At 41.1% G+C, this 20994-nt stretch carries 20 protein-coding genes; 10 read left to right on the top strand and 10 right to left on the bottom strand.

Annotated features, from left to right (window positions below; translation table 11 throughout):
- Positions 1 to 87: 87 nt before the first annotated feature.
- The 8 genes from N5852_RS02465 to gshB form a co-directional block, all read right to left on the bottom strand.
- The gene (locus N5852_RS02465) at positions 88 to 951 is read right to left on the bottom strand and encodes a cell wall hydrolase (RefSeq protein WP_262098801.1); all 864 of its coding nucleotides are present in this window, start codon (positions 949 to 951) and stop codon (positions 88 to 90) included.
- Between the two features lie 328 nt (positions 952 to 1279).
- Positions 1280 to 1963: a phosphate regulon transcriptional regulator PhoB gene (gene phoB / locus N5852_RS02460; RefSeq protein WP_262098799.1), complete on the bottom strand. Its 684-nt coding sequence runs from the start codon at positions 1961 to 1963 to the stop codon at positions 1280 to 1282.
- A 267-nt stretch (positions 1964 to 2230) separates the two neighbouring features.
- Positions 2231 to 2950: a phosphate signaling complex protein PhoU gene (gene phoU, locus N5852_RS02455; protein ID WP_262098797.1), complete on the bottom strand. Its 720-nt coding sequence runs from the start codon at positions 2948 to 2950 to the stop codon at positions 2231 to 2233.
- Positions 2951 to 2969: 19 nt separating this feature from the next.
- Positions 2970 to 3728, bottom strand: a complete 759-nt coding sequence (gene pstB, locus N5852_RS02450) for a phosphate ABC transporter ATP-binding protein PstB (RefSeq protein WP_262098795.1) — start codon at positions 3726 to 3728, stop codon at positions 2970 to 2972.
- Positions 3729 to 3861: 133 nt separating this feature from the next.
- Complete coding sequence (gene pstA, locus N5852_RS02445; RefSeq protein ID WP_262098793.1) at positions 3862 to 5166, bottom strand: phosphate ABC transporter permease PstA; 1305 nt, start codon at positions 5164 to 5166, stop codon at positions 3862 to 3864.
- Positions 5163 to 6626, bottom strand: coding sequence for a phosphate ABC transporter permease subunit PstC (pstC, locus tag N5852_RS02440; RefSeq protein WP_262098791.1), 1464 nt, complete (start codon positions 6624 to 6626; stop codon positions 5163 to 5165). Before pstC ends, pstA begins: the two co-directional genes overlap by 4 nt.
- 64 nt (positions 6627 to 6690) lie before the next feature.
- The gene (locus N5852_RS02435; protein ID WP_262098790.1) at positions 6691 to 7740 is read right to left on the bottom strand and encodes a substrate-binding domain-containing protein; all 1050 of its coding nucleotides are present in this window, start codon (positions 7738 to 7740) and stop codon (positions 6691 to 6693) included.
- 484 nt (positions 7741 to 8224) lie between these two features.
- Positions 8225 to 9157 (bottom strand): glutathione synthase, encoded by a 933-nt coding sequence (gene gshB / locus N5852_RS02430; protein WP_262098788.1) that lies wholly within the window; start codon positions 9155 to 9157, stop codon positions 8225 to 8227.
- A 195-nt stretch (positions 9158 to 9352) separates the two neighbouring features.
- Here gshB and N5852_RS02425 point away from each other — a divergent pair, with 195 nt between their 5' ends.
- The 5 genes from N5852_RS02425 to N5852_RS02405 all read left to right on the top strand — a co-directional run bounded on the left by N5852_RS02425 (position 9353) and on the right by N5852_RS02405 (position 14165).
- Positions 9353 to 10108 (top strand): molybdopterin-synthase adenylyltransferase MoeB, encoded by a 756-nt coding sequence (locus tag N5852_RS02425; protein ID WP_262098786.1) that lies wholly within the window; start codon positions 9353 to 9355, stop codon positions 10106 to 10108.
- Between the two features lie 99 nt (positions 10109 to 10207).
- Positions 10208 to 11170: a ribokinase gene (gene rbsK, locus N5852_RS02420; RefSeq protein ID WP_262098784.1), complete on the top strand. Its 963-nt coding sequence runs from the start codon at positions 10208 to 10210 to the stop codon at positions 11168 to 11170.
- 74 nt (positions 11171 to 11244) lie between these two features.
- The gene (locus N5852_RS02415; protein WP_262098782.1) at positions 11245 to 11574 is read left to right on the top strand and encodes a CdiI-like immunity protein; all 330 of its coding nucleotides are present in this window, start codon (positions 11245 to 11247) and stop codon (positions 11572 to 11574) included.
- Between the two features lie 361 nt (positions 11575 to 11935).
- Positions 11936 to 13519 carry a phospholipase D family protein gene (locus tag N5852_RS02410; RefSeq protein WP_262098780.1) on the top strand — a complete coding sequence of 528 codons (1584 nt, stop codon included), beginning with the start codon at positions 11936 to 11938 and terminating at the stop codon, positions 13517 to 13519.
- Positions 13520 to 13631: 112 nt separating this feature from the next.
- A complete protein-coding gene (locus N5852_RS02405; RefSeq protein ID WP_262098779.1) occupies positions 13632 to 14165 on the top strand; it encodes a metallophosphoesterase in 534 nt (177 codons plus the stop codon).
- A gap of 6 nt (positions 14166 to 14171) precedes the next feature.
- Here the strand turns inward: N5852_RS02405 and N5852_RS02400 are convergent, their stop codons facing one another.
- Together N5852_RS02400 and N5852_RS02395 are read right to left on the bottom strand one after the other, a co-directional pair.
- A complete protein-coding gene (locus N5852_RS02400) occupies positions 14172 to 15530 on the bottom strand; it encodes a bifunctional folylpolyglutamate synthase/dihydrofolate synthase (protein ID WP_262098777.1) in 1359 nt (452 codons plus the stop codon).
- Between the two features lie 77 nt (positions 15531 to 15607).
- Positions 15608 to 17407 (bottom strand): ABC transporter transmembrane domain-containing protein, encoded by a 1800-nt coding sequence (locus tag N5852_RS02395; protein WP_262098775.1) that lies wholly within the window; start codon positions 17405 to 17407, stop codon positions 15608 to 15610.
- 155 nt (positions 17408 to 17562) lie between these two features.
- Between N5852_RS02395 and rpmE the strand changes: the two genes are divergently transcribed.
- The 5 genes from rpmE (at position 17563) to N5852_RS02370 (ending at position 20972) form a co-directional block, all read left to right on the top strand.
- Complete coding sequence (gene rpmE / locus N5852_RS02390) at positions 17563 to 17784, top strand: 50S ribosomal protein L31 (protein WP_182418387.1); 222 nt, start codon at positions 17563 to 17565, stop codon at positions 17782 to 17784.
- 320 nt (positions 17785 to 18104) lie between these two features.
- The gene (rimM, locus tag N5852_RS02385) at positions 18105 to 18695 is read left to right on the top strand and encodes a ribosome maturation factor RimM (protein WP_262098773.1); all 591 of its coding nucleotides are present in this window, start codon (positions 18105 to 18107) and stop codon (positions 18693 to 18695) included.
- 23 nt (positions 18696 to 18718) lie between these two features.
- A complete protein-coding gene (trmD, locus tag N5852_RS02380; protein ID WP_262098772.1) occupies positions 18719 to 19417 on the top strand; it encodes a tRNA (guanosine(37)-N1)-methyltransferase TrmD in 699 nt (232 codons plus the stop codon).
- A gap of 179 nt (positions 19418 to 19596) precedes the next feature.
- Positions 19597 to 19983, top strand: a complete 387-nt coding sequence (gene rplS, locus N5852_RS02375; RefSeq protein ID WP_182418384.1) for a 50S ribosomal protein L19 — start codon at positions 19597 to 19599, stop codon at positions 19981 to 19983.
- Positions 19984 to 20309: 326 nt separating this feature from the next.
- Complete coding sequence (locus N5852_RS02370; RefSeq protein WP_262098771.1) at positions 20310 to 20972, top strand: hypothetical protein; 663 nt, start codon at positions 20310 to 20312, stop codon at positions 20970 to 20972.
- Positions 20973 to 20994: the final 22 nt, after the last annotated feature.

Below are 20994 nucleotides of genomic sequence, written 5' to 3'. Positions count from 1 at the left end.
TTTAATGATTTCATATAAAATCAAAAGAAAACATAAAAGGGCGCTTAAAGCGCCCTTTTAAAAATAAATTACGATTATGCTTTAAGTCTATTGGTTTTGCTGCCGTAATAGCATCGCACCGATGACATCAGCATGACGGGCTTCAGGAATTGCATAGCCAAGAGCCACAGTTTCCTCATGCTCGGCACGCGGTGATGGTACTGGCACAGGAACATGCTCAATCATTGCTGCAACTGCATCATTATGGACTGCAGGAGTTTGTAATTGATTAATGGTTGGTGCAGCTTCACGCATAGCAACTTGCTGCATAGTAACCGGCTTAGCTGTTTCAATATTTTGTGCAACTGAAATTGCTTCACTGCGTGTTTCAGCTTCCTGACGGATAACGCGGTCAAATTTCGGTGCCGCACCACTCTTTTCTTGAGCAAAGGCCAAGGCAACATTATAAGGTTGATCATTAACTGCAAGCTGCAAATTGCCATCGCGGCCACGTTTTTCGTAAAACGCATTGCCACCAGCAACCAAAGTGTAATGCATGTTGCGATAAGGGAATTTAAGACCAGCAGTATGAAAGAACATAGCATTCTTCAATTTTGGGTGACGTTCGCCGCGCAATACTGCATCTGCAGCAGCTTGAACATCAGGCATAGCCTTGGAATTCATGGGGCGGGTTAATACACCTGGTGCAAATTGCTTGGGTTGGCCAACCACACCACAAATTGTCTTAGGGTAATGACTTGAATTAACGCGGTTCATAACCACAGTACCAACAGCAATCATACCTTCGCGGCTAGAACGGTTCGCCTCAAAGAACATTGCACGCTCTAAGCAAGTGCGCTCACTTAATGGGTAAGAATAGGTCTTTTCACCACCAAGGCTTGCAATACTCTTACCACTATTGGAACAACCTGTAACAACAAGCGGAGCAAGCAATACTCCAACCAGTGCCATCCATTTCGCTTTAATTGAAAACCGCAATAGACTTCTCACTCTTTAATTTATCCAAGGCATAGCGCCGGATTACACAATCGTAATATATATGGCGAAAAAAAGGCAAATTGGCAATTTTGTCACAAAAACCACCAAATCAGCGCAATATAATCGCTTTATACGCAATTTTGGCCTTATGTTCCTAAATAAAAGTTAATGACAGCACTGTGCTGCAAAACCAACACTAAAACATGTTCTTATGTTTAAGAAAGAGTTAACATCCACAAATTTAATCGAATTCTAAAACAAATTTTACAGTTTTAACGCATCAAATCTGCTTCCTAAACTATTATCCAAATGAATAGCCAGTACCACGCACTGTGCGAATAAGATCTTTTTCACCAATATTAATTGCTTTACGCAAGCGGCGAATATGAACATCAACCGTACGGTCATCAACAAAATTATCATTGCCCCATACCGCATCTAATAATTGGGTACGAGTGAAAACGCGGCCCGGAGCCATCATAAAAAACTCAAGCAAGCGAAATTCAGTCGGCCCAAGCTTTACTTCAACATCCTTGTAGAAAACACGGTGTTGTTGCCGATCAAGAGTTAAGTCATTATTCGATAAAACATGGGCCAAAGTACTTGGATTAACACGGCGCAAGAGTGCCTTAACACGTGCCATCAATTCGGGAATTGAAAAAGGCTTGGTGACATAATCATCGGCACCAACAGATAAACCGCGTATACGCTCATTTTCTTCACCACGCGCCGTCAACATGATAATCGGTAAATGGGCAGTGGAATCGCGCTGGCGCAAGCGGCGGCATAATTCTATGCCTGATAGGCCCGGTAGCATCCAATCCAATAAAACAAGGTCAGGTCGGTTTTCCTCCAACTCAAACTCCGCATCATCACCCCGCATAATGACCCGCACCTTATAGCCCTCAGCCTCAAGATTATAACGCAACAATATTGTTAGTGCATCCTCATCTTCAACAACTGCAACTTCTGGTACTCGTGCCATATTTTCTACGTCCCTCACAAAAAACCATGAGTGGTTAATCAAACGTCCAATAATCCTATGCCAAATATAATTTATCACAGGCAAATATGCTGTGACATGCCATAGCACCATTGTTCGTGATCACCCCATGGTTATCACGTCTAAAAAATCTAATCATTTCGGCCTATCAAGGGTGAATATTCATGCAAATATTTTTAACAAGCTGATATATTGAATTGTCACCCTTAATTCTTAATTGGGGGAGATCCCCTCCCTCAAACCAAAGTCTTATTTATGGTCCAATTCTTCCGTCACCAAAGTGTGGGTTAAATCTTCCCGATGTCGCTCACTACTTGGATAATTACCACTAATAATATAATGTACGGTTTCAGCAATATTAGTTGCATGGTCGCCAATGCGCTCAATATTCTTGGCACAGAATAATAAATGCGTACAAGCCGTGATATTGCGCGGATCTTCCATCATATAGGTCAATAATTCACGGAACAAGGATGTATAGATAGCATCCAGTTCCTCGTCTTTCTTGCGCACAATATCAATGCGCTCAAGCGAGCGCATTGAGTAGGCATCAAGGACTTCTTTCAGCTGGTTTACAGCCAGAGACGCAAAGTTTTCGAGACCACGATAAAACGAAGTTGGCTGACGATTTTCAGAAATGGCTGCAGCACGCTTACCAATATTCTTGGCCATGTCACCAACGCGCTCTAAGTCAGCTGCGATGCGGATAGCGCCAACAACTTCACGCAAATCGATCGCCATTGGCTGGCGTTTAGCAATGATTGTTACTGCACGTTCATCAATTTCGCGTTCAGCTTCATCAAGAATACGATCTTCTGCTACAACCTCATCAGCAAGCATTAAGTCATCACGAATAATAGCATCGACCGAGCGTTCCACCATGCGTTCCGCATAGCCACCCATCTCGCCAATTCGTTGGGTTAAATACTGCAATTCTTCATCGAAAGAGCGAACAATATGCGTAGGCATGAGCTTTATCCCTTATAAATCAGCCGAAACGGCCCGTAATATAATCTTGAGTCCGTTGTTCCTTAGGTGATGTAAACATCATCTCAGTTTCACCAACCTCAACCAAGTCACCCAAATGGAACATTGCAGTAAATTGCGAAACACGTGCTGCCTGCTGCATGGAATGCGTCACAATAACAATTGTATAATTTTGGCGCAAATCGTCAATGAGCTCTTCAATACGCGCCGTTGCAATCGGATCCAACGCCGAGCATGGCTCATCCATCAAAATGACTTCAGGGCTAACGGCAATAGCGCGAGCTATGCAAAGGCGCTGTTGTTGACCACCAGATAGCCCTGTTCCTGCTTCCTTTAAGCGATCTTTAACTTCACCAAAAAGCCCTGCTTTAATAAGACTTTTTTCAACGATTTCATCAAGCTCGGCTGCATTTTTCGCTAAACCATGAATACGTGGGCCATAGGCCACATTTTCATAAATGGATTTTGGAAAAGGGTTTGGTTTTTGGAACACCATACCAACCCTTGCACGTAGTTCAACAACATCAATGCTTGGATCGTAAATATCCTCATTATCAAGGGTTAAAAGACCCGTTACTCGCGCACCTTCAATCGTATCATTCATACGATTAAGGCAACGAAGAAATGTTGATTTACCGCAACCTGATGGCCCAATCAAAGCCGTGACCATGTTTTCAGGCACATCAAGATTTACGCCGTGTAACGCTTCCTTATCGCCATAAAAAACCCGCACATCTTGTCCACGCATTTTGATATTCATTTTGGGCTCCATCAGCCATTTCCTTTTAAAAGTCTATTTGCCATATAATTTTAGTGTATCCCGAACTGGCTAAAATTAACGTCAAAAATTCACTTTAATACTTCAAACATAGTTTTTGCGCATAAAATAATTATTACCAACGCCTCTCATATTTCCGGCGTAGAATAACTGCGGTTATATTCATAATAATCATGAAAACTAATAAGACAATAATACCACCCCAAGCGCGCTCTTGAAGACCTCTTTCCGCGCCATCCACCCACATATAAATTTGCATAGGTAATGCTGTTGCAGGATCAAGGGGAGTTGTGGGATAATTACCTACAAATGCTTTCATACCAATCAATAGAAGAGGCGCCGTTTCCCCCAACGCGCGGGCCATACCGATAATTGTACCAGTTAGAACACCGGGAACGGCCAAGGGTAAAACATGCTGGAAAACCATTTGCGTTTTTGAAGCACCAACGCCAAGCGCAGCCGTACGAATAGATGGCGGTACAGCACGCAATGCCGAACGGGTGGCGATAATAATTGTTGGCAAAGTCATCAAGGTTAAAACAAGACCACCAACTAATGATGTTGAACGCGGTATGCCAAAAAAGTTAATAAAAATAGCAAGACCAAGCAAACCAAAAACAATAGATGGCACAGCCGCAAGATTATTGATATTTACCTCAATAAGATCGGTAAATTTGTTTTTCTTAGCATATTCTTCCAAATAAATTGCAGCAGCAACGCCAATTGGAACGGAAAGACCAACTACAATTATCATCATATATAAAGTGCCTAAAAGTGCAACGCCAAGCCCCGCCATTTCAGGACGAGCGGATGGAGTATTCACAAAAAAGCCTGTATTAAACGCCTTATAAAGTGCGCCATCCTTGGCAAGCTCACCCATCCATTCAACCTGCTGATTACTTACCTTGCGGTTGGTCTCAGGGGCCGAAAGATCAATATGACCTTTATAAGCTTGATCAATATCACTTGACGCTAATATATTAATTGTTTGGGTTGAACCAATAATGCTTGGATCCTTAATCACCATTTCCCGCAGTTGTCCACGAACACCGTCAGAGAACATTGCATTAATCTGGCGCAATTTTGCCCGATCATCCAAGGAAACACCAAACCTTTGCGCCAAGGCATTTCTAATTAATAAAGGATAATTTGCTGTCATTAAAACATTAGGATTTGTTGATCGTTGATCTTTTGGGTCAATAATCGCCTTATCAAGTTTAACAGATAAGGACATGGTTGTTTGCCCAAAAACCGTATAACCATTTGTCAAGATCGAGGTGATCAAAACTACAAGAAAAATAATACCAATAGCAATTGCCGATATGCCATAAGCCTTAAAGCGACGTTCTGCACGATACCGCTTTTTTAAGCCAATATCACGACGTGGTTTTGGGGCTGCACTCATTGAGATCTCACTCATTCATATTGCTCCCGATATTTGCGCACAATGTAAAGGGCAAAAATATTAATAACTAGGGTTATAAAAAATAGTGTAATGCCAAGAGCAAAGGCAACCAGTGTTTGAGGATTATCGAAATCACCATCACCTGTTAACTGATTAACAATCATAACTGTGATTGTAGTCATAGTTTCAAAAGGATTAAAAGTGATATTCGTAGCCAAACCTGCAGCCAATACCACAATCATTGTTTCACCAATAGCGCGTGACGCAGTTAAAAGTAATGCGCCAACGATACCAGGTAAAGCGGCGGGCAGAAGCACCCTTTTTATGGTCTCAGATTGGGTAGCCCCTAATCCATACGACCCATCACGCATCGCTTGTGGTACCGCATTGATAATATCATCAGATAATGAGGACACGAAAGGAATAAGCATAATGCCCATGACAAGACCAGCCGTTAGCACACTTTGCGACATAATGAAGCCTTGCCCACCTGCAATTGCAGCCGAAATATCGCGTAAAAATGGTCCGATAGTTAAAGCTGCTAAAAGTCCGTAAACAATGGTTGGAATACCAGCAAGAATTTCCAAAAGTGGCTTTACAATACTACGCACTTTTGATGATGCATATTCCGACATATAAATAGCGGCAAAAAGACCAATAGGAACCGCAAAAACCATAGCAACCAAGGCGATATACATAGTGCCAGCGAGTAGGGGAACAAAACCAAACTGCCCAACAGCATCAGATCCCGCAGCTGAAAAACGCGGATCCCAGACGGTACCTAGAAAAAAATTACTTAAAGTAACAGACTTAAAAAATGAAATGGTCTGAAACAACATTGAAAAAACAATGCCTATCGTTGTAAAGATAGCTATGGTGGATGCTGCAATTAAGCCCCATTGTACCATATTCTCAACTTTATTACGCGCCCGCTGTTGCGCTTTCACACCACTAAGTCCAACCAAGAAGCCAGCAAAAGCAATTATTACAGAAAAAACACCGCCCAGCATTTCAAGATTTATTTTTTTCTGTGCCCAGTCCACAGCTAGTGGAATCATATAATTTTTGCCCTCGGGAGGTGCGGTTAAATCTTTTTTAGACAGCTCACTGCGCACTTCATCATATGACATTGATTTATAACTATTTAAATCACCACCTACTGAAAGTAATTGGCCATATAGTTTTCTAACAACGCTCATATCAAGGCCATGATTTTGTTTACTACCTTCAGCAATAGTTTTAGAAATTTTTGAAGATACATTATACTCTAAAACACCTTTAACGCTAACGTCCCAAATCGCTAAAAAAATTAACGAGGGAATAACCGCTAAGAACAATGTCCACCAAGCATAATAATTTGGACGAGAGTGTAATTTCTCATTTTTACGTTCTATAGCTAAGGCTCGTGAACGACTAAGAATAAATCCTAAAAGGCCTACGCCAAAAATAACAATAACGACCCAAGAAATAGTCATCTCTCGCCTTTCCCAAAAAAATCCGGCGCGAAGCCTTTTTCGCGCCGGCTATTCATCACTTAAATTACTTCTTTACAGCCATTACAGTGCCATCTTCAAATGCTTTACGTTGTGCTTCACGCTCATTTTCAGGAGCAACAACAAGACCATAAGCAGCTAAAGGACCATCAGGGCCAATCATCTGATCATCAAGGAAGAATTCTACATATTCCTTAAGACCTGGGATAACACCCAAATGAGCTTTTTTAACATAGAAGAACAATGGGCGTGATACAGGATATTCGCCACTTGCAATTGTTTCAACCGAAGGAACAATACCGTCAATTGTTGCAACCTTCAAGCGATCAGCATTGTTTTCATAAAAAGCAAGACCAAATACGCCAACGCCAGTTTTATTAGCAGAAATACGTGCTAGAGTTTCTGAATAATCACCGTTAATATCAACGGCTTTACCATCTTTACGCACAGCGATACAAGCTGACTTTGCAGCCTTTTCATCAATACCAGCAGCTTTCATTGCATCCAATGCGCCGCTTTCCTTACAACCTTCGATCATAAGCTTTTCTTCAAAAACTTCACGCGTACCGTGCTTTTCCCCAGGAATATAAGCAGCAATATCCCAAGCTGGGAGTTCGCTATTTACTTCATTCCATTTGGTGACTTTATTATCAACCAATTTACCATCAACAACAACTTGCGCTACAAGAGCTTTATAAAAATCAACTGGCTTTAATTTCCAATCTGGACCAGCAATGTCAGTCGCGAAAACAATACCATCATAACCAATGCGTACTTCCTGCACATCAGCAACGCCAGCTGCAATACAAGCTTCCAATTCACTAGATTTCATAGCGCGTGATGCATTAGCAATATCAATGGTATTTTCACCTACACCCCGGCAAAATTCTTTAATGCCAGCACCAGATCCGCCTGATTCTACAACAGGGGTCTTGAAATTAGGGAATGTTTCGCCAAATGTTTCAGCAACGATTTTCGCATAAGGCAAAACAGTTGAAGAACCAGCCACTTGAACCTGGTCGCGGGCTTGCGCTGCACCAGCAGCAAAAGTAACGGCAAATGCCAAAGCGGCAGCAGTTGATAACAATCTGTTCATCCATGAACTCCTTGCATATGGACTGAAAATGTCCTGACAGTCATTTTAATCAGGCTGTAATTCCATTTAAAAAGATGCTGTTACCGTTCTATGACAGCTTTATTACAGTTTTATGACAACTTCTTTTACTGAAAATTTACGTATTATTTTAGATAAAAATATCAAAATAGCCATAGGAAACAATAAGTTGCATTTACATGACGTAAGAGAACAGTTCAAATGTGTAATTTGATTATGACAAGATAAATGGTGCTTTATAGATAACCAATTTTTACCGCCCCTAATTTTTTAAAAAAAAGCCAAAAGATCCAACCAACTGAATCGATTGTAAGAATCCAATTTATTTATTCCTATAGAAAGGGCAATAACGCGCTTAGCAATAGATCTAAAAATAAAAATGGTGATATTACGCCTTGCATAATATCACCATTGAAAATGTCATATTTTATCCAAAAGAACTAAAATAGTTCACAAGCTTTTATGCCTATTTCTTGTTTTCCACACAATCCCAAAACAAGGCTGCAATATCAGCGCCGCCAAATTTGGCAACTTCACGTACACCGGTTGGTGAGGTCACATTAATTTCGGTCATATAATCACCAATAACATCAATACCAACCAAAATAAAACCACGTTCACGCAAGGATGGGCCGATACGCGCGCAAATTTCCTGCTCACGCTTGGTAAGTTCAGTCTTTTCAGCTCTGCCGCCAACATGCATATTAGAGCGCGAATCGCTTTCAGAAGGCACGCGATTAATTGCACCAACTGGTTCGCCATCAATCAAAATAATACGCTTATCACCGCCGCGCACTTCGTTTAAATAGCGCTGAACAATAAAAGGCTCAGGAAACATTTGTTCAAACATTTCCAAAAGAGAGCTTAAATTGCGGTCATCTTTTTTAAGATGGAAAACACCAGCGCCTCCATTACCATAAAGCGGCTTTACAATAATATCACCAAATTCTTGTCTAAAAGCTGCAACTTCCAAAGGGTCTTTGGTAATTAGTGTTTGCGGCATCAAATCAGGAAATTCGGTGACAAATATTTTTTCTGGCGAGTTCCGCACCCAAGCAGGATCATTAACAACAAGAGTTTTAGGATGGATTCGCTCCAAAATATGGGTGGTGGTAATATAATTCATATCAAAAGGCGGATCTTGACGAAGCAAAACCACATCCATTTCAGCCAAATTTGTCCGTTGCGCGTCACCAAGGGTGAAATGGTCGCCAACAATATCACGTACACTCAACGCTTCAACCCGAGCACTCACCTCACCATCACGCAAAGACAGGCGATCGGGTGTATAATGGAAAAGACTATGTCCGCGCTTTTGCGCTTCAAGACATAAAGCAAAAGTCGTATCACCAGCTATATTTATGGAAGCTATATGATCCATCTGGACAGCAATTTTCATTGAAACCTACCTTTTATGACCCATTTTCTAAAATTATGGTCTAATTTCTTATATTATGCTATTGTTGCTGCATATAGTGAGCGCACTTGATTTTTAACAAAATCAAGTAGAAAAGACGAACCATAGTAAAAATATATATACTCCGCAAATTCATTTTTAAAATGTGTGGCGCATATAATATTTCAAGGGTAGATTATGACGCAACAAAATGAAATTCAATTAAGTAATGATGAAATATCACGTTATGCCCGTCATATTGTTTTACCCGAAATTGGTGGCCATGGCCAACAAAGACTAAAAGCGGCCAAAGTCTTAGTTATTGGTGCCGGCGGTCTTGGTAGCCCAGTCTTGCAATATCTTGCCGCCGCAGGCATTGGCACTATTGGCATTATTGATGATGATCATGTATCATTATCCAATTTACAGCGACAAATCATCCATGACAGCGATAAAATTGGCGAGGCCAAGGTAACAAGTGCAAAAACGGCTCTTGCCAGAATCAATCCCCATAGCACTATACATGCAATAAATGAGCGACTTACCAACGAAAATGGTCGTCAATTGCTTGAAAATTACGATATCATTGTTGATGGTTGCGATAATTTTTCAACCCGTTATCTGCTTGCAGACCTTTGCGAAGATATCGAGCGGCCTTTGGTCAGCGGCGCAATTGGTCGCTTTGATGGCTCGGTTACAATTTTAATGCCTTATAAGGATAATAATCCGCGCTACCGTGATCTTTTCCCCGTAGAACCCCCAGAAGGAACAGTGCCAAGCTGCGCCCAAGCAGGCGTCGTTGGCGCGCTACCGGGCGTTATTGGCTCGCTGCAAGCTATGGAGGTGATTAAGCTTATCACTGGTGCTGGCCAGCCATTAATTGGGCGATTGCTGCTATATGATGGCCTTAATGCACGCTTTGATACCATTTCTTATAAGCGAAAAACCGCCTAAAGCCTTATTTTTTAGCAAGACAAAATAAGGCCTTGCAGATATAGACAAAGAAAAATGAATATTGACCTTAGTCATAAGACACATCAAGGAGAATTGCCCATGTCCAAAGCATCTATCGCGGTTTTTGGCAGTATTAACATTGATATGACCAGCCGAGTTAGTGCGTTGCCTCAGGCTGGTGAAACCATCCATGCACAAAGCTTTGCCATGGGCCTTGGTGGCAAAGGCGCTAATCAAGCGGTTGCAGCTAGCCGCATTGCACAAGATAGCGGTATTGAAGTGCGCCTTGCAGGCTGGATTGGTGATGACGCCTTGGGCAGCTATGCACGCGCGCATTTAGAAGCAACCAGTCTTAATCTTGCTGGCTTAAATGTCCACCCAACTGAAATGACCGGTATTGCCTCAATTAACATTAATGAAAGCGGTGAAAATACCATCGTTGTTGCAGGCGGTAGCAATATGGCACTTAATGTTGCCGATGTGGATTGCATTAAGCCGATTATTGAAAGTGCCAAAGTATTGTTGATGCAGCTTGAAGTGCCAATGGATACAGTTTTAAAAGCGGCGCAAATTGTTAAAGATGCTGGTGGCATTATTATCATGGATCCAGCACCAGCCCCGCAAAACCTGCCAGATGAACTTTATCAGCTTGCCCATGTTATGACCCCCAATGAAACGGAAACAGAAAAACTCACCGGTATTCGACCACATGACCGCGCATCCGCGAAAGAAGCAGCAGATGTTTTTTTAAGTCGGGGCCTTGATATTGCTATTATCAAACTCGGAAGCGAAGGGGTTTGCTATTTTACCAAGCAAGAGCGTGGATTTTTACCCCCCTTTAAAGTAACTGCTATTGATAGTGTAGCAGCTGGCGACAGCTTTAATGCTGGGCTTGCAACCGGCCTTGCCAATGGTCTTGCTATTGATGAAGCAATCCGTATTGCAGGCGCCGCTGGCGCTTTAGCTACCACTAAAAAAGGTGCGTCAGAAGCTGCGCCAACTTGGCACGAAATCACTCAATTGCTGCAAAGCCAAGCTGATATTAAATGTGAAAAATTTTAAACTGCACAAATTACAAGGGGCATGTTTATCTATTGCCCCTTTAAAAGCCTTAGATGCAAAAGAGAAATTTATGCATGGAAATTAATCGAAGAAGATCATTGGAAATTGAATTAGAACTCTATGACGATGCCAATATGAGGATCAAAGAGCTTTGTCATTTTTTTCAAAATGAAATTCAATATAAAATTGCAAATATCAAAGGCAAAACCTTGGAAGAAAGCCAAGATTGTTTGGCCGATCTCGTTGATCTTGCCCAACTGCTTAACCGAGCTGAAACGGAATTTCATTACAAGCTAAACAGTTTTTTATATAATTTTGCACATTTATTTACATCACGTAACGATGAAAATTACAAATATCTATGGGACATCATTCATGATGAGCGTATTTTAAAATATTTATAAAACTTAAAAATACTCTTTAAATATTCAATTTAATAATTTTTATATTAATAATTTCAAGCATCACATAAAAAAACAGATAAAAATCAATAAGCTGCTTGCCTATCTGTAATTCATTTTAAACTAAAAAACTTTAAGATTGTTTATCTTATTGCAACTAAATGTTATGTCAGTAAAAACACTGATTGAAAGTCGTTGAGCAATACATAAATATGTAATAGCTTTATCATAGACTTAGACTTCCTCATAAACTTGGGCTTCATCATAAACTTGGGCTTTACCCTAAATATGGATTACCAACCTTAATTATTGGTATGCTTTTTAGTTTTTGATATAATAGCGGAGTGTTTAACTGTTAACGCAAATGGATAATATATTTGATTTTTTAAAAATATTTTTGCTCGTTGCAGCTATTATTGCACTGGCCTCCATTCTTGCCGTCTATACTTATGGCCGCTTTGCTAAACAAGCGCGCGGCGAACCCTCTTATGCTTTGCCTTTGGAAGAAAATACAACCCAGATTGATCAATTGGTGCAAAAAATAGCCCATGAACGTAATGGCCTTGGCGTAAGTTATAATGCCCTGTCGCTATTAATTAATAATCTTGATGCTTTTGCCGCCCGCGTTCTTGCAGCGCGCATGGCAGAGCGCAGCCTTGATATGATGTATTATATTTGGGACGATGACGTAACGGGACGGCTTTTGCTTAACGAAATTGTTGAAGCGGCAGATCGAGGTGTCAAAGTACGGCTTATTCTGGATGATATTAATGCGCAAGGGCGTGATCGCGCTTATGTAGCCCTTGACCAACATCAAAACATTGAAATCCGTATGTTTAATCCTTCGCGTACCCGTCAAAATGGTTTGCAACGTGGATTGGAAATGGCTTTACGCGCCTTAACTGTAACACGGCGTATGCATAATAAAGCTTTTATTGCCGATGGTCGCCTTGCCTTTGTTGGCGGCCGCAATATTGGTGACGCCTATTTTGGTGCGGGGCAGAAGTCTAATTTTCGCGATCTTGATCTTATACTCATTGGGCCAGAGGTGCGTAATGCTGAAAGCATTTTTGATACATTCTGGAATAGCGAAGTGGTTTTGCCAATCCACGCCCTAACCCTACCGCGCACGCTTAAAAACCCTGATAAATGGAAAGGCAAATTGCGCCTTTTCCGCAAATCGGCAAAGGCTCGCCCCTATCTTGATTATTTGCACCACCATTTAGGACTTCATCATTTTTTAGAAAAAAACGGTCGTCTCATTGCTGCTGATATGGTGCAAGTTATTTCAGACCCACCAGAAAAAGCCCTTAATAAAGGCGCAGATAATTGGCTTATGGAAATTTTAATGCCATTTATCAATGAGGCAAGCACCAATTTACAAATAACATCACCCTATTTTATTCCAGGTGTTGCAGGCAGCGAGCATTTAACCAAAATTGCAGCAGATGGTTGCGATGTGCAAATTCTCACCAATTCCTTATCAGCAACCGATGTCGCCGTAGTGCATGGCGGCTATATGTGCTACCGCAAAAAACTATTAAAAGGCGGCGTTAAGCTTTATGAGCTAAAGGCCGATAGTGGTCATCATCATTTGCGGCTTTTTGGTTCAGGCCATGCAAGCTTACATACCAAAGCCTTTTTGATCGATCGTGAGCGTGGCTTTGTTGGCTCATTCAATTTTGATCCGCGCTCGGCATCGCTTAACACCGAAATGGGGATTTTATTTGATTGCCGCGAAATTGCTATCATGATGGATCAACTTTTTAGTGAAGAAATCAATGATGATATGAGCTATGAAGTGATGCTCGATAAAAAAGACCATTTAAATTGGCATGATATTGAAGATGATAGGCTTGAGATTTATAAGCATGACCCCAAAACATCGATTTGGCGGCGGCTTTTTGTGCAATTTATCAGCTGGCTGCCAATTGAATCGCAATTATAGTTTTATAGACTTGCTTAAAATATCAACTATCTGTGTTTGTTTGATGCAATAGCCGATTTTTTTAGTGCAGCGTGCATTGTGAGCCGCTATTTCCTGTGATAAAATTGGTGCCATGAAACATTGGTATACCGCCGACCCACATTTCGGCCATAAGAATATCCTTCATTATTGCGATCGCCCTTTTGAAAATACAGATGATATGGATGCTGCCTTGCTGCAAAATCTGCAAGACTGTGTCACGCAAGACGATCATCTGTGGATCATTGGCGATTTTTATTGCGGCAAAAAAAATAAAGATGCCGCATTATTAAATGCTCTTTTCAACTCTATTCCCGGGCAAAAACATCTCATCATTGGCAATCATGATCATAGCAGCGTCAAGCGCCTGCCATGGGCAAGTATTCATGATCTTTTTGAAATGAGTGATGGTGAAACAAAATTAGTGCTTTGCCATTATCCACTTTTAAGTTGGAATGGTGACCACCATGGTAACTTACATCTTTTTGGTCATGTTCATGATAAATGGCAAGGCACCAATAAAAGCATCAATGTCGGTGTTGACTTATGGGATTATAAGCCAACAGATCTTGAGGCGATAAAGCAACGCAGCAAAACATTGCCGCCGTTAAAACTTTGGGGCAAATAAGTCATTCTAGCGCGGTGGTGTGCCATTTTGGTCTAAGGCGTCGCCTGCAAGATAAAGCGAGCCGCAAATCAAGATAAGACTGCGTTTGCTTTCATCATTTATAATTGCAATTTCCTGCAAAGCCTCATTAATCGAACCAGTTGCCCTCGCATCAAGCTTCGCAGCTTTTGCCATTGCGGCGAGATCCTTTGGATCAATACCCGCATCGGATGATTGCACTGGCACAGTAAAGACCTTTGGCGATAGGCAAGCAAAGTTTTCAAAATAGGATTGGCTATCCTTGGTGTTGATCATACCAGCAATGAGATAAAGCTGATCATATTGATTACTCATAATTTTCTTTAATGTCGCAACCGTAACTGCGCCAGCCGCCGGATTATGGCCGCCATCTATCCAAATATCGCAATTTTTTGCAGCATGATCAAGCAATGCACCTGATGCTAATCTTTGCATTCGCCCCGGCCAATAAACATTGCGTAAAGCGTTAGCAATCTGCTCATCTTCAATTGCAAAACCAGCAACTTTTACCGCTTGAATAGCACTAGCCGCATTTTGAATTTGATAAGCACCATTTAATTGTGGCAATGGCAAATCAGTCAAGCCTTGTTCATTTTGAAAAGCCATGCGCCCATGTTCTTCATAAGCGGTAAAATCTTGGCCAAAAATATAAGTCGGTGCGTGATTTTTTTGGGCAATAGTAGTTAAAACATCTAAAGCCTCATCGCTTTGTTGCGCGCTAATCACCACCGGACAATTTTTCTTGATAATGCCAGCCTTTTCACCGGCAATGGCAGCAATTGTATCGCCCAAAAAAGCTTGATGGTCTAACGATATCGGCATAATCAGCGAGACGGCTGGACTTGCGATGACATTAGTCGCATCGAAACGACCCCCGAGCCCCACTTCCAATATAATAGCGTCGGCAGGATGCTCGGCAAAAAGCAAAAAGGCAGCGGCGGTCAATATTTCAAAAACGGTAATCGCAGCACCAGCATTTGCTGTGCCAATACGCTGTAAAACATCCGCTAAAACCGCGTCATCAACAAATTGGCTACTTGTTTTTTGACCATTTTGGGTTGCACGCGTATTTTGTGCAAGGCGATAACGCTCATGCCAATGGACAAGATGGGGAGACGTATGAACATGGACACCATAGCCAGCTTCTTCCAATAGCGATCTTAAATAGGCACTGGCAGAACCTTTGCCATTGGTGCCAGCAATATGAAAAATTGGCGGCAATTTATTTTGCGGTGACCCTAGTTTTGCTAAAAGTGCGCTGATGCGTCCCAAAGACAAGTCAAAGCCTTTAGGATGGTGGCGCATAAATTCTTTGATAAGATCATCAGCCGTTTGCCGCGTTGTCATATTTTATCTCTTAAGCATACAAATTAAAAAAATTCTCACGATAATTAAAAGGCCAAAATTCTAGCCTTCGCCATCATCTAACTAAGGTTTGAAAACTGCAAATGGGCTAAGCGTGCATAAAGGCCAGATTTTTCCACCAGTTCTTCATGTTTTCCTTGTTCAACAATGTGACCATTTTCCATGACCATAATACGATCAGCCTTTAAAACGGTCGCAAGACGGTGAGCAATGACCAATGTAGTGCGCCCTTCCATTAATTTTTCCAATGCTTTTTGCACCAGCATTTCACTTTCTGCATCAAGGGCTGAGGTTGCCTCATCCAACAATAATATTGGTGCATTGCGCAAAATAGCACGCGCAATGGCGATACGCTGCTTTTGCCCACCCGATAGGGTAACACCGCGCTCGCCAACTTGCGTATTAAAACCATCGGGCAATTCATGGATAAAATCATAGGCATTGGCAGCACGCGCGGCATTTTCAATCTCGCTCATGCTGATATCTGGGCGGCCAAAGGCAATATTATCACGCATTGTACCATCAAAAATAGCGACATCTTGTGGGACATAGGCAATATGGTCACGAATATCAAAAGGATCGGCCAAAGTGAGATCTTGACCATTTATAAAAATCTTACCGCTTTGTGGATCATAAAAGCGCAACAAAAGCGCAAAAATTGTGCTTTTACCAGAACCCGATGGGCCGACAAAGGCAACATTTTCGCCCTGCTCCACTGCAAAACTTAAATGATGAGTGGCTTGGAAATCCGGCCTTGTTGGATAGGTAAAGGAAACATCGTCAAACTGCACGCTGCCGCCCATATCCTTAGCAATGGCGCGCGCATTTTGTGGCTTGGTAATATCAGATTTTTCGTCCAATAATTCAGCAATACGTTCAGCCGCGCCCGTTGCTTGTGCAAGTTCAGCGCCAACTTCGGATAATTGTCCAAAGGAGCTTGCCGCAAAAACTGCATATAACACAAATTGACCTAAAGTGCCGCCGCTCATTTTGCCGGCAAGCACGTCATTAGAGCCAATCCATAAAACAGCAACGACGCTGCCAAAAACCAGAAAAATAGCAAATCCAGTTAAAAAAGCCCGCGATTGCACCGATTGGCGCGCCGCATTAAACGCCTTATCAACCAATTTCTTAAATTGCGATGAAACAAAATTTTGCGCATTAAAAGCTTGTACGGTGCGGATTGCTGCGATTTGCTCACCCGCCAAAGCATTAGCCTCCGCTAGCCTATCTTGTGCTTTACGGGTTCGTACACGCACTTTACGACCAAAAGCAATAAGCGGAATAACAATGATGGGAATGGTAATTAATACCAATGTTGATAATTTCGGGCTGGTGATAATCATCATAATTACAGCGCCCACTGCCATAATAATATTGCGCAAAGCGACAGACACGCTGGCACCCACGGCGGATTTAATTTGGGTTGTATCGGCGGAAAGACGCGAGACGATTTCACCAGAATGAGAGCGATCATAAAAACCCGGCGACAAGTCAACCACATGAGAAAAAACATCACTGCGTAAATGATTGACGACTTTTTCACCAAGGGTAATAACAAAATAATAGCGCGCAGCAGAGGCAAGACCTAAAATGGCTGCTAAGACCAGCATCATAACAAAGTAAGAATTAATCATTTCGCCGCTGCTATCGGAAAAACCATGATCCAACATACGACGAATGGCAATAGGTAATGCCAACATAACAAGAGCTGCAACAATTAATGAAATAAGCGCCCCCAAACAAATGCCGCGATTGCGCTTGATATAGGGGAAAAGTACCTTTAACGGTCGCGTTTTTTTACCATTTTTTTGGTTTTTACTGTTTTTTTCATCTTTTTTGCCGCGAAATAATGCCATTTTACTTTGTGCCCTTGTTATCGTCGTCATGCTGATGTATAGGCAGAATCTGATTTTTGAAAGCCTGTAATGTTAGATAGGTTTTCTTTAGCAAAAGATTAGTTGGTTCGCACCCCTCAAATTGGGATTAGCGGAATAAAGTTCAGGAAACGATAATGAAAGCTGACATTCATCCAAATTATCATGCCATCAAGGTTGTTATGACCAATGGTACAGAATACATGACCCGTTCAACATGGGGCAAAGAAGGCGATACTCTTAACCTTGATATCGATCCAAATTCTCATCCAGCTTGGACTGGTGGTTCACAGGGTCTTGTTGACCGTGGTGGCCGCGTATCCAAGTTCAAGAATCGTTTTGGTAATCTTGGTATCTAAGCCTTTGGCAAATATTTCAATTAACCCATTGATATCTAATTGAAATATTTTTCCTTCTAAATATGTTTTGTATTTTATTTTTAAAATAGAATAAGCATATTTGGGACAATTTTAAAAAAGCCGCGCATTGCGCGGCTTTTTAATTATATTTAGATTTATAAAACAAAAAATCAGCTCGTTATAAAATGCAGGGCTAAAAATAATAATGAGTTTAAATAAATTGTGGCCTAATTTTTGTGTCATTCTGCTATATGAAACATGAAAAGCAATTTTATTTTTTTCACATAACTCAATAGGTCAAAATAAGGTTTGGATAAATCATGGTAAAGCTCAACAAGCCAGTATTACTCGCCCGAATCGGTGCAGCCCATGGCATTAAAGGCGAAGTGCGTATAAAAAGCTTTACAAGTGACCCACTCGCTTTGGGTGATTATGGCGCGCTTTTTGATGCAAATGGCAATATTATCAAAATTTTATCGCTGCGTCCGCAAAAAGATATGCTCGTTGCTAGGCTTGCTGGCATTGATAGCCGCGAAAAAGCCGAAAGTCTTAATGGCAAAGAAATTTTTGTCGAGCGTGATCAATTACCTGAAGACCTTGAGGAAGATGAATTTTATCTTGAAGATCTCATCGGTCTTGCAGTCCATGATCTAGACAACACACCAATAGGCAAAGTGCGAAGCCTGTATAATTTTGGTGCTGGTGATCTTATTGAAATGAGCGATAAAACCGGTAAGCTCGTCTTTATTCCTTTTACCCAAGCAGCGATTCCAACCATTGATATTGCAGGTGGTAAAATTATCATTGACCCAACACTTGCTGGCTTAGTGAGCGAAAAGGAAGATGAATTTACCGATGCCGAGCTTGCTGAAGCACAAAAATTAGCCAATAGCTCACTTCTTAAAAACTAGCGATAAATAGCGGATCATTTGTCATGGCCTTTAATGCTCATATTTTAACGCTTTATCCTGAAATGTTTCCAGGTTTTCTTGGTCAATCACTAGCGGGCAAAGCATTACAACAGGAAATATGGTCGTGTAACCCAATCCAGATTCGCGATTTTGCAACGGGCCGACACCGCAATGTTGATGATACACCATCAGGGGGTGGTGCAGGCATGGTGATGAGGGCGGATGTTTTAGCAAGCGCAATTGATTCGACCCCTGCCCATTTGCCGCGTTTTTTAATGAGCCCACGCGGTAAGCCATTTAATCAAGCTATGGCGCATGAAATTGCCGGCCTTGATGGCGCAACCTTTATTTGCGGCCGTTTTGAAGGTGTTGACCAACGGGTCATTGATCAGAGAAATTTGCAAGAAATATCAATTGGTGATTATATATTATCCGGCGGTGAAACTGCAGCTTTGGTCATTCTTGACGCAATTATCAGGCTTTTACCCGGTGTCATGGGCAATATGGAATCAGCAAGTGTTGAAAGCTTTGAAGCAGATCTCCTTGAGCATCCCCATTATACTAGGCCACAAGAGTTTGAAGGCATTGCCATTCCTGATGTTTTAACTTCTGGCAATCATAAGGCGATCAATGCTTGGCGCCAACAGCAGGCGGAAAATATTACTCGTGAACGCCGGCCCGACCTTTGGGATAAATATTGTAAAAATACGAGTAAAGCTTGATTTATCACCTTTGCTAGTGTAAGGGCTACTCACAAGTTTTAGAAATCACTTTTCTAGATCCTTAAAATCAATAACGAGATTATCCGCTCCTGCCAATTGGCATAGTTTGAAGATAAATATTTATCAAACAAGTGTTTGGGCGTTCTGGCTTGTTGAGAAGAACAAGAAGGTCTTACATTATGACAAATATTATTGCTCAGATCGAAGCTGAACAATGTGCAAAGATTGAAGCAAAGCGCGTTTTGCCTGCTTTCCAACCTGGTGACACAGTTCGCGTTCTCGTACGTATTACTGAAGGTACACGTACACGCGTACAGGCTTATGAAGGCGTTTGTATCGCTCGCAAAGGCGGCGGCTTGCAAGAAACATTTACCGTTCGCAAAATTTCTTTTGGTGAAGGCGTTGAACGTGTATTCCCAGTTTATTCTCCACTTGTTGAAGGTGTTGAAGTTGTTCGTCGCGGTAAAGTTCGTCGTGCGAAGCTTTACTACTTGCGCGGCCTAACTGGTAAGGCTGCTCGTATTGTTGAGAAAAAAGACAATCGCAATAAAAAAGCTGCAAAATAAGCTTTTATAAAGTTTTTATTCTTAAAAATGCCAGATAGGAAACTATCTGGCATTTTTTATGGTTATGACTTTTAGGTGCATATATTGATGGCGCTAAAGCACGAAAAAAATTAGCCACGCTTAATATTAAAAGCAAATACTAGGGTCCAAACCCTAGATAATTATAATTGCTCAAAAATTAATATATGACATGCGCAGTACCTTTAATATTCAAATTAAGATTAAAGCGCGAAATCCATTCATTTACTAATTTTCTTATTATAAATTGATAGTTCAATTGCATTTTAATAAAAACTATTTTTAAATAACAATAAATTTAAACATGATTGGAAAATCATACTATGACAAATAGTCAATTAAACAGCAGTGAATTTACACTACAAGAAATTATAGTGTTAAAAAATATTGCACGTCAAGCAACTGAAATACGTCCTATTCGGCAAGGTCGTATTATTGTACCCCTTTTATCCTTCTTTTGTGGTTTTCCAATTCTCATCATATCAATAGCAATATTTGTCTTTATTATTTCTATAAGTCATGAACTTACTAATAAAGAAATATATAGCTTTATTGGCGCTTCAATATTTCTTTTCCTTTTAAGCCTAATTGCTTTGTTTAAAGGGTTTAGGAATTTTTTAGGTAAGGGTAAACCTATTATTACCTTAACCCCTGAGGGGTTTATTATACCCAAAGGCAATAGGTTTATTCCTTGGAATTTGGTTATCAGCTATAATATGACAATGATAAGCCTTCTGTCACAAATCATAGAATTTAAGGTGGCAAAATCGCTTGAAGATAAAGAACAAGTTTTAGCCCATAAGCCTAAAGTCAAAGGCGCTCCCAAAAAAAAGCCAACTTATAAAGTGGCAGTGGCAGGATTGGGTTATGAAGGCTTAACAACTGATAAGATGATGCAGCTAATCGAAACTTATATGGCCGCTGATGCCGCAAGAACAGTCTTAAACGACCTTAATGTTGCATATAATTAAGATTATGGATAGTTAAATACTA

Source organism: Bartonella sp. HY328 (assembly GCF_025449335.1).
Taxonomy (GTDB): Bacteria; Pseudomonadota; Alphaproteobacteria; order Rhizobiales; family Rhizobiaceae; genus HY038.
The sequence above is the reverse complement of the archived record's forward strand: the minus strand, read 5'-3'. Positions and strand labels throughout refer to the sequence as shown.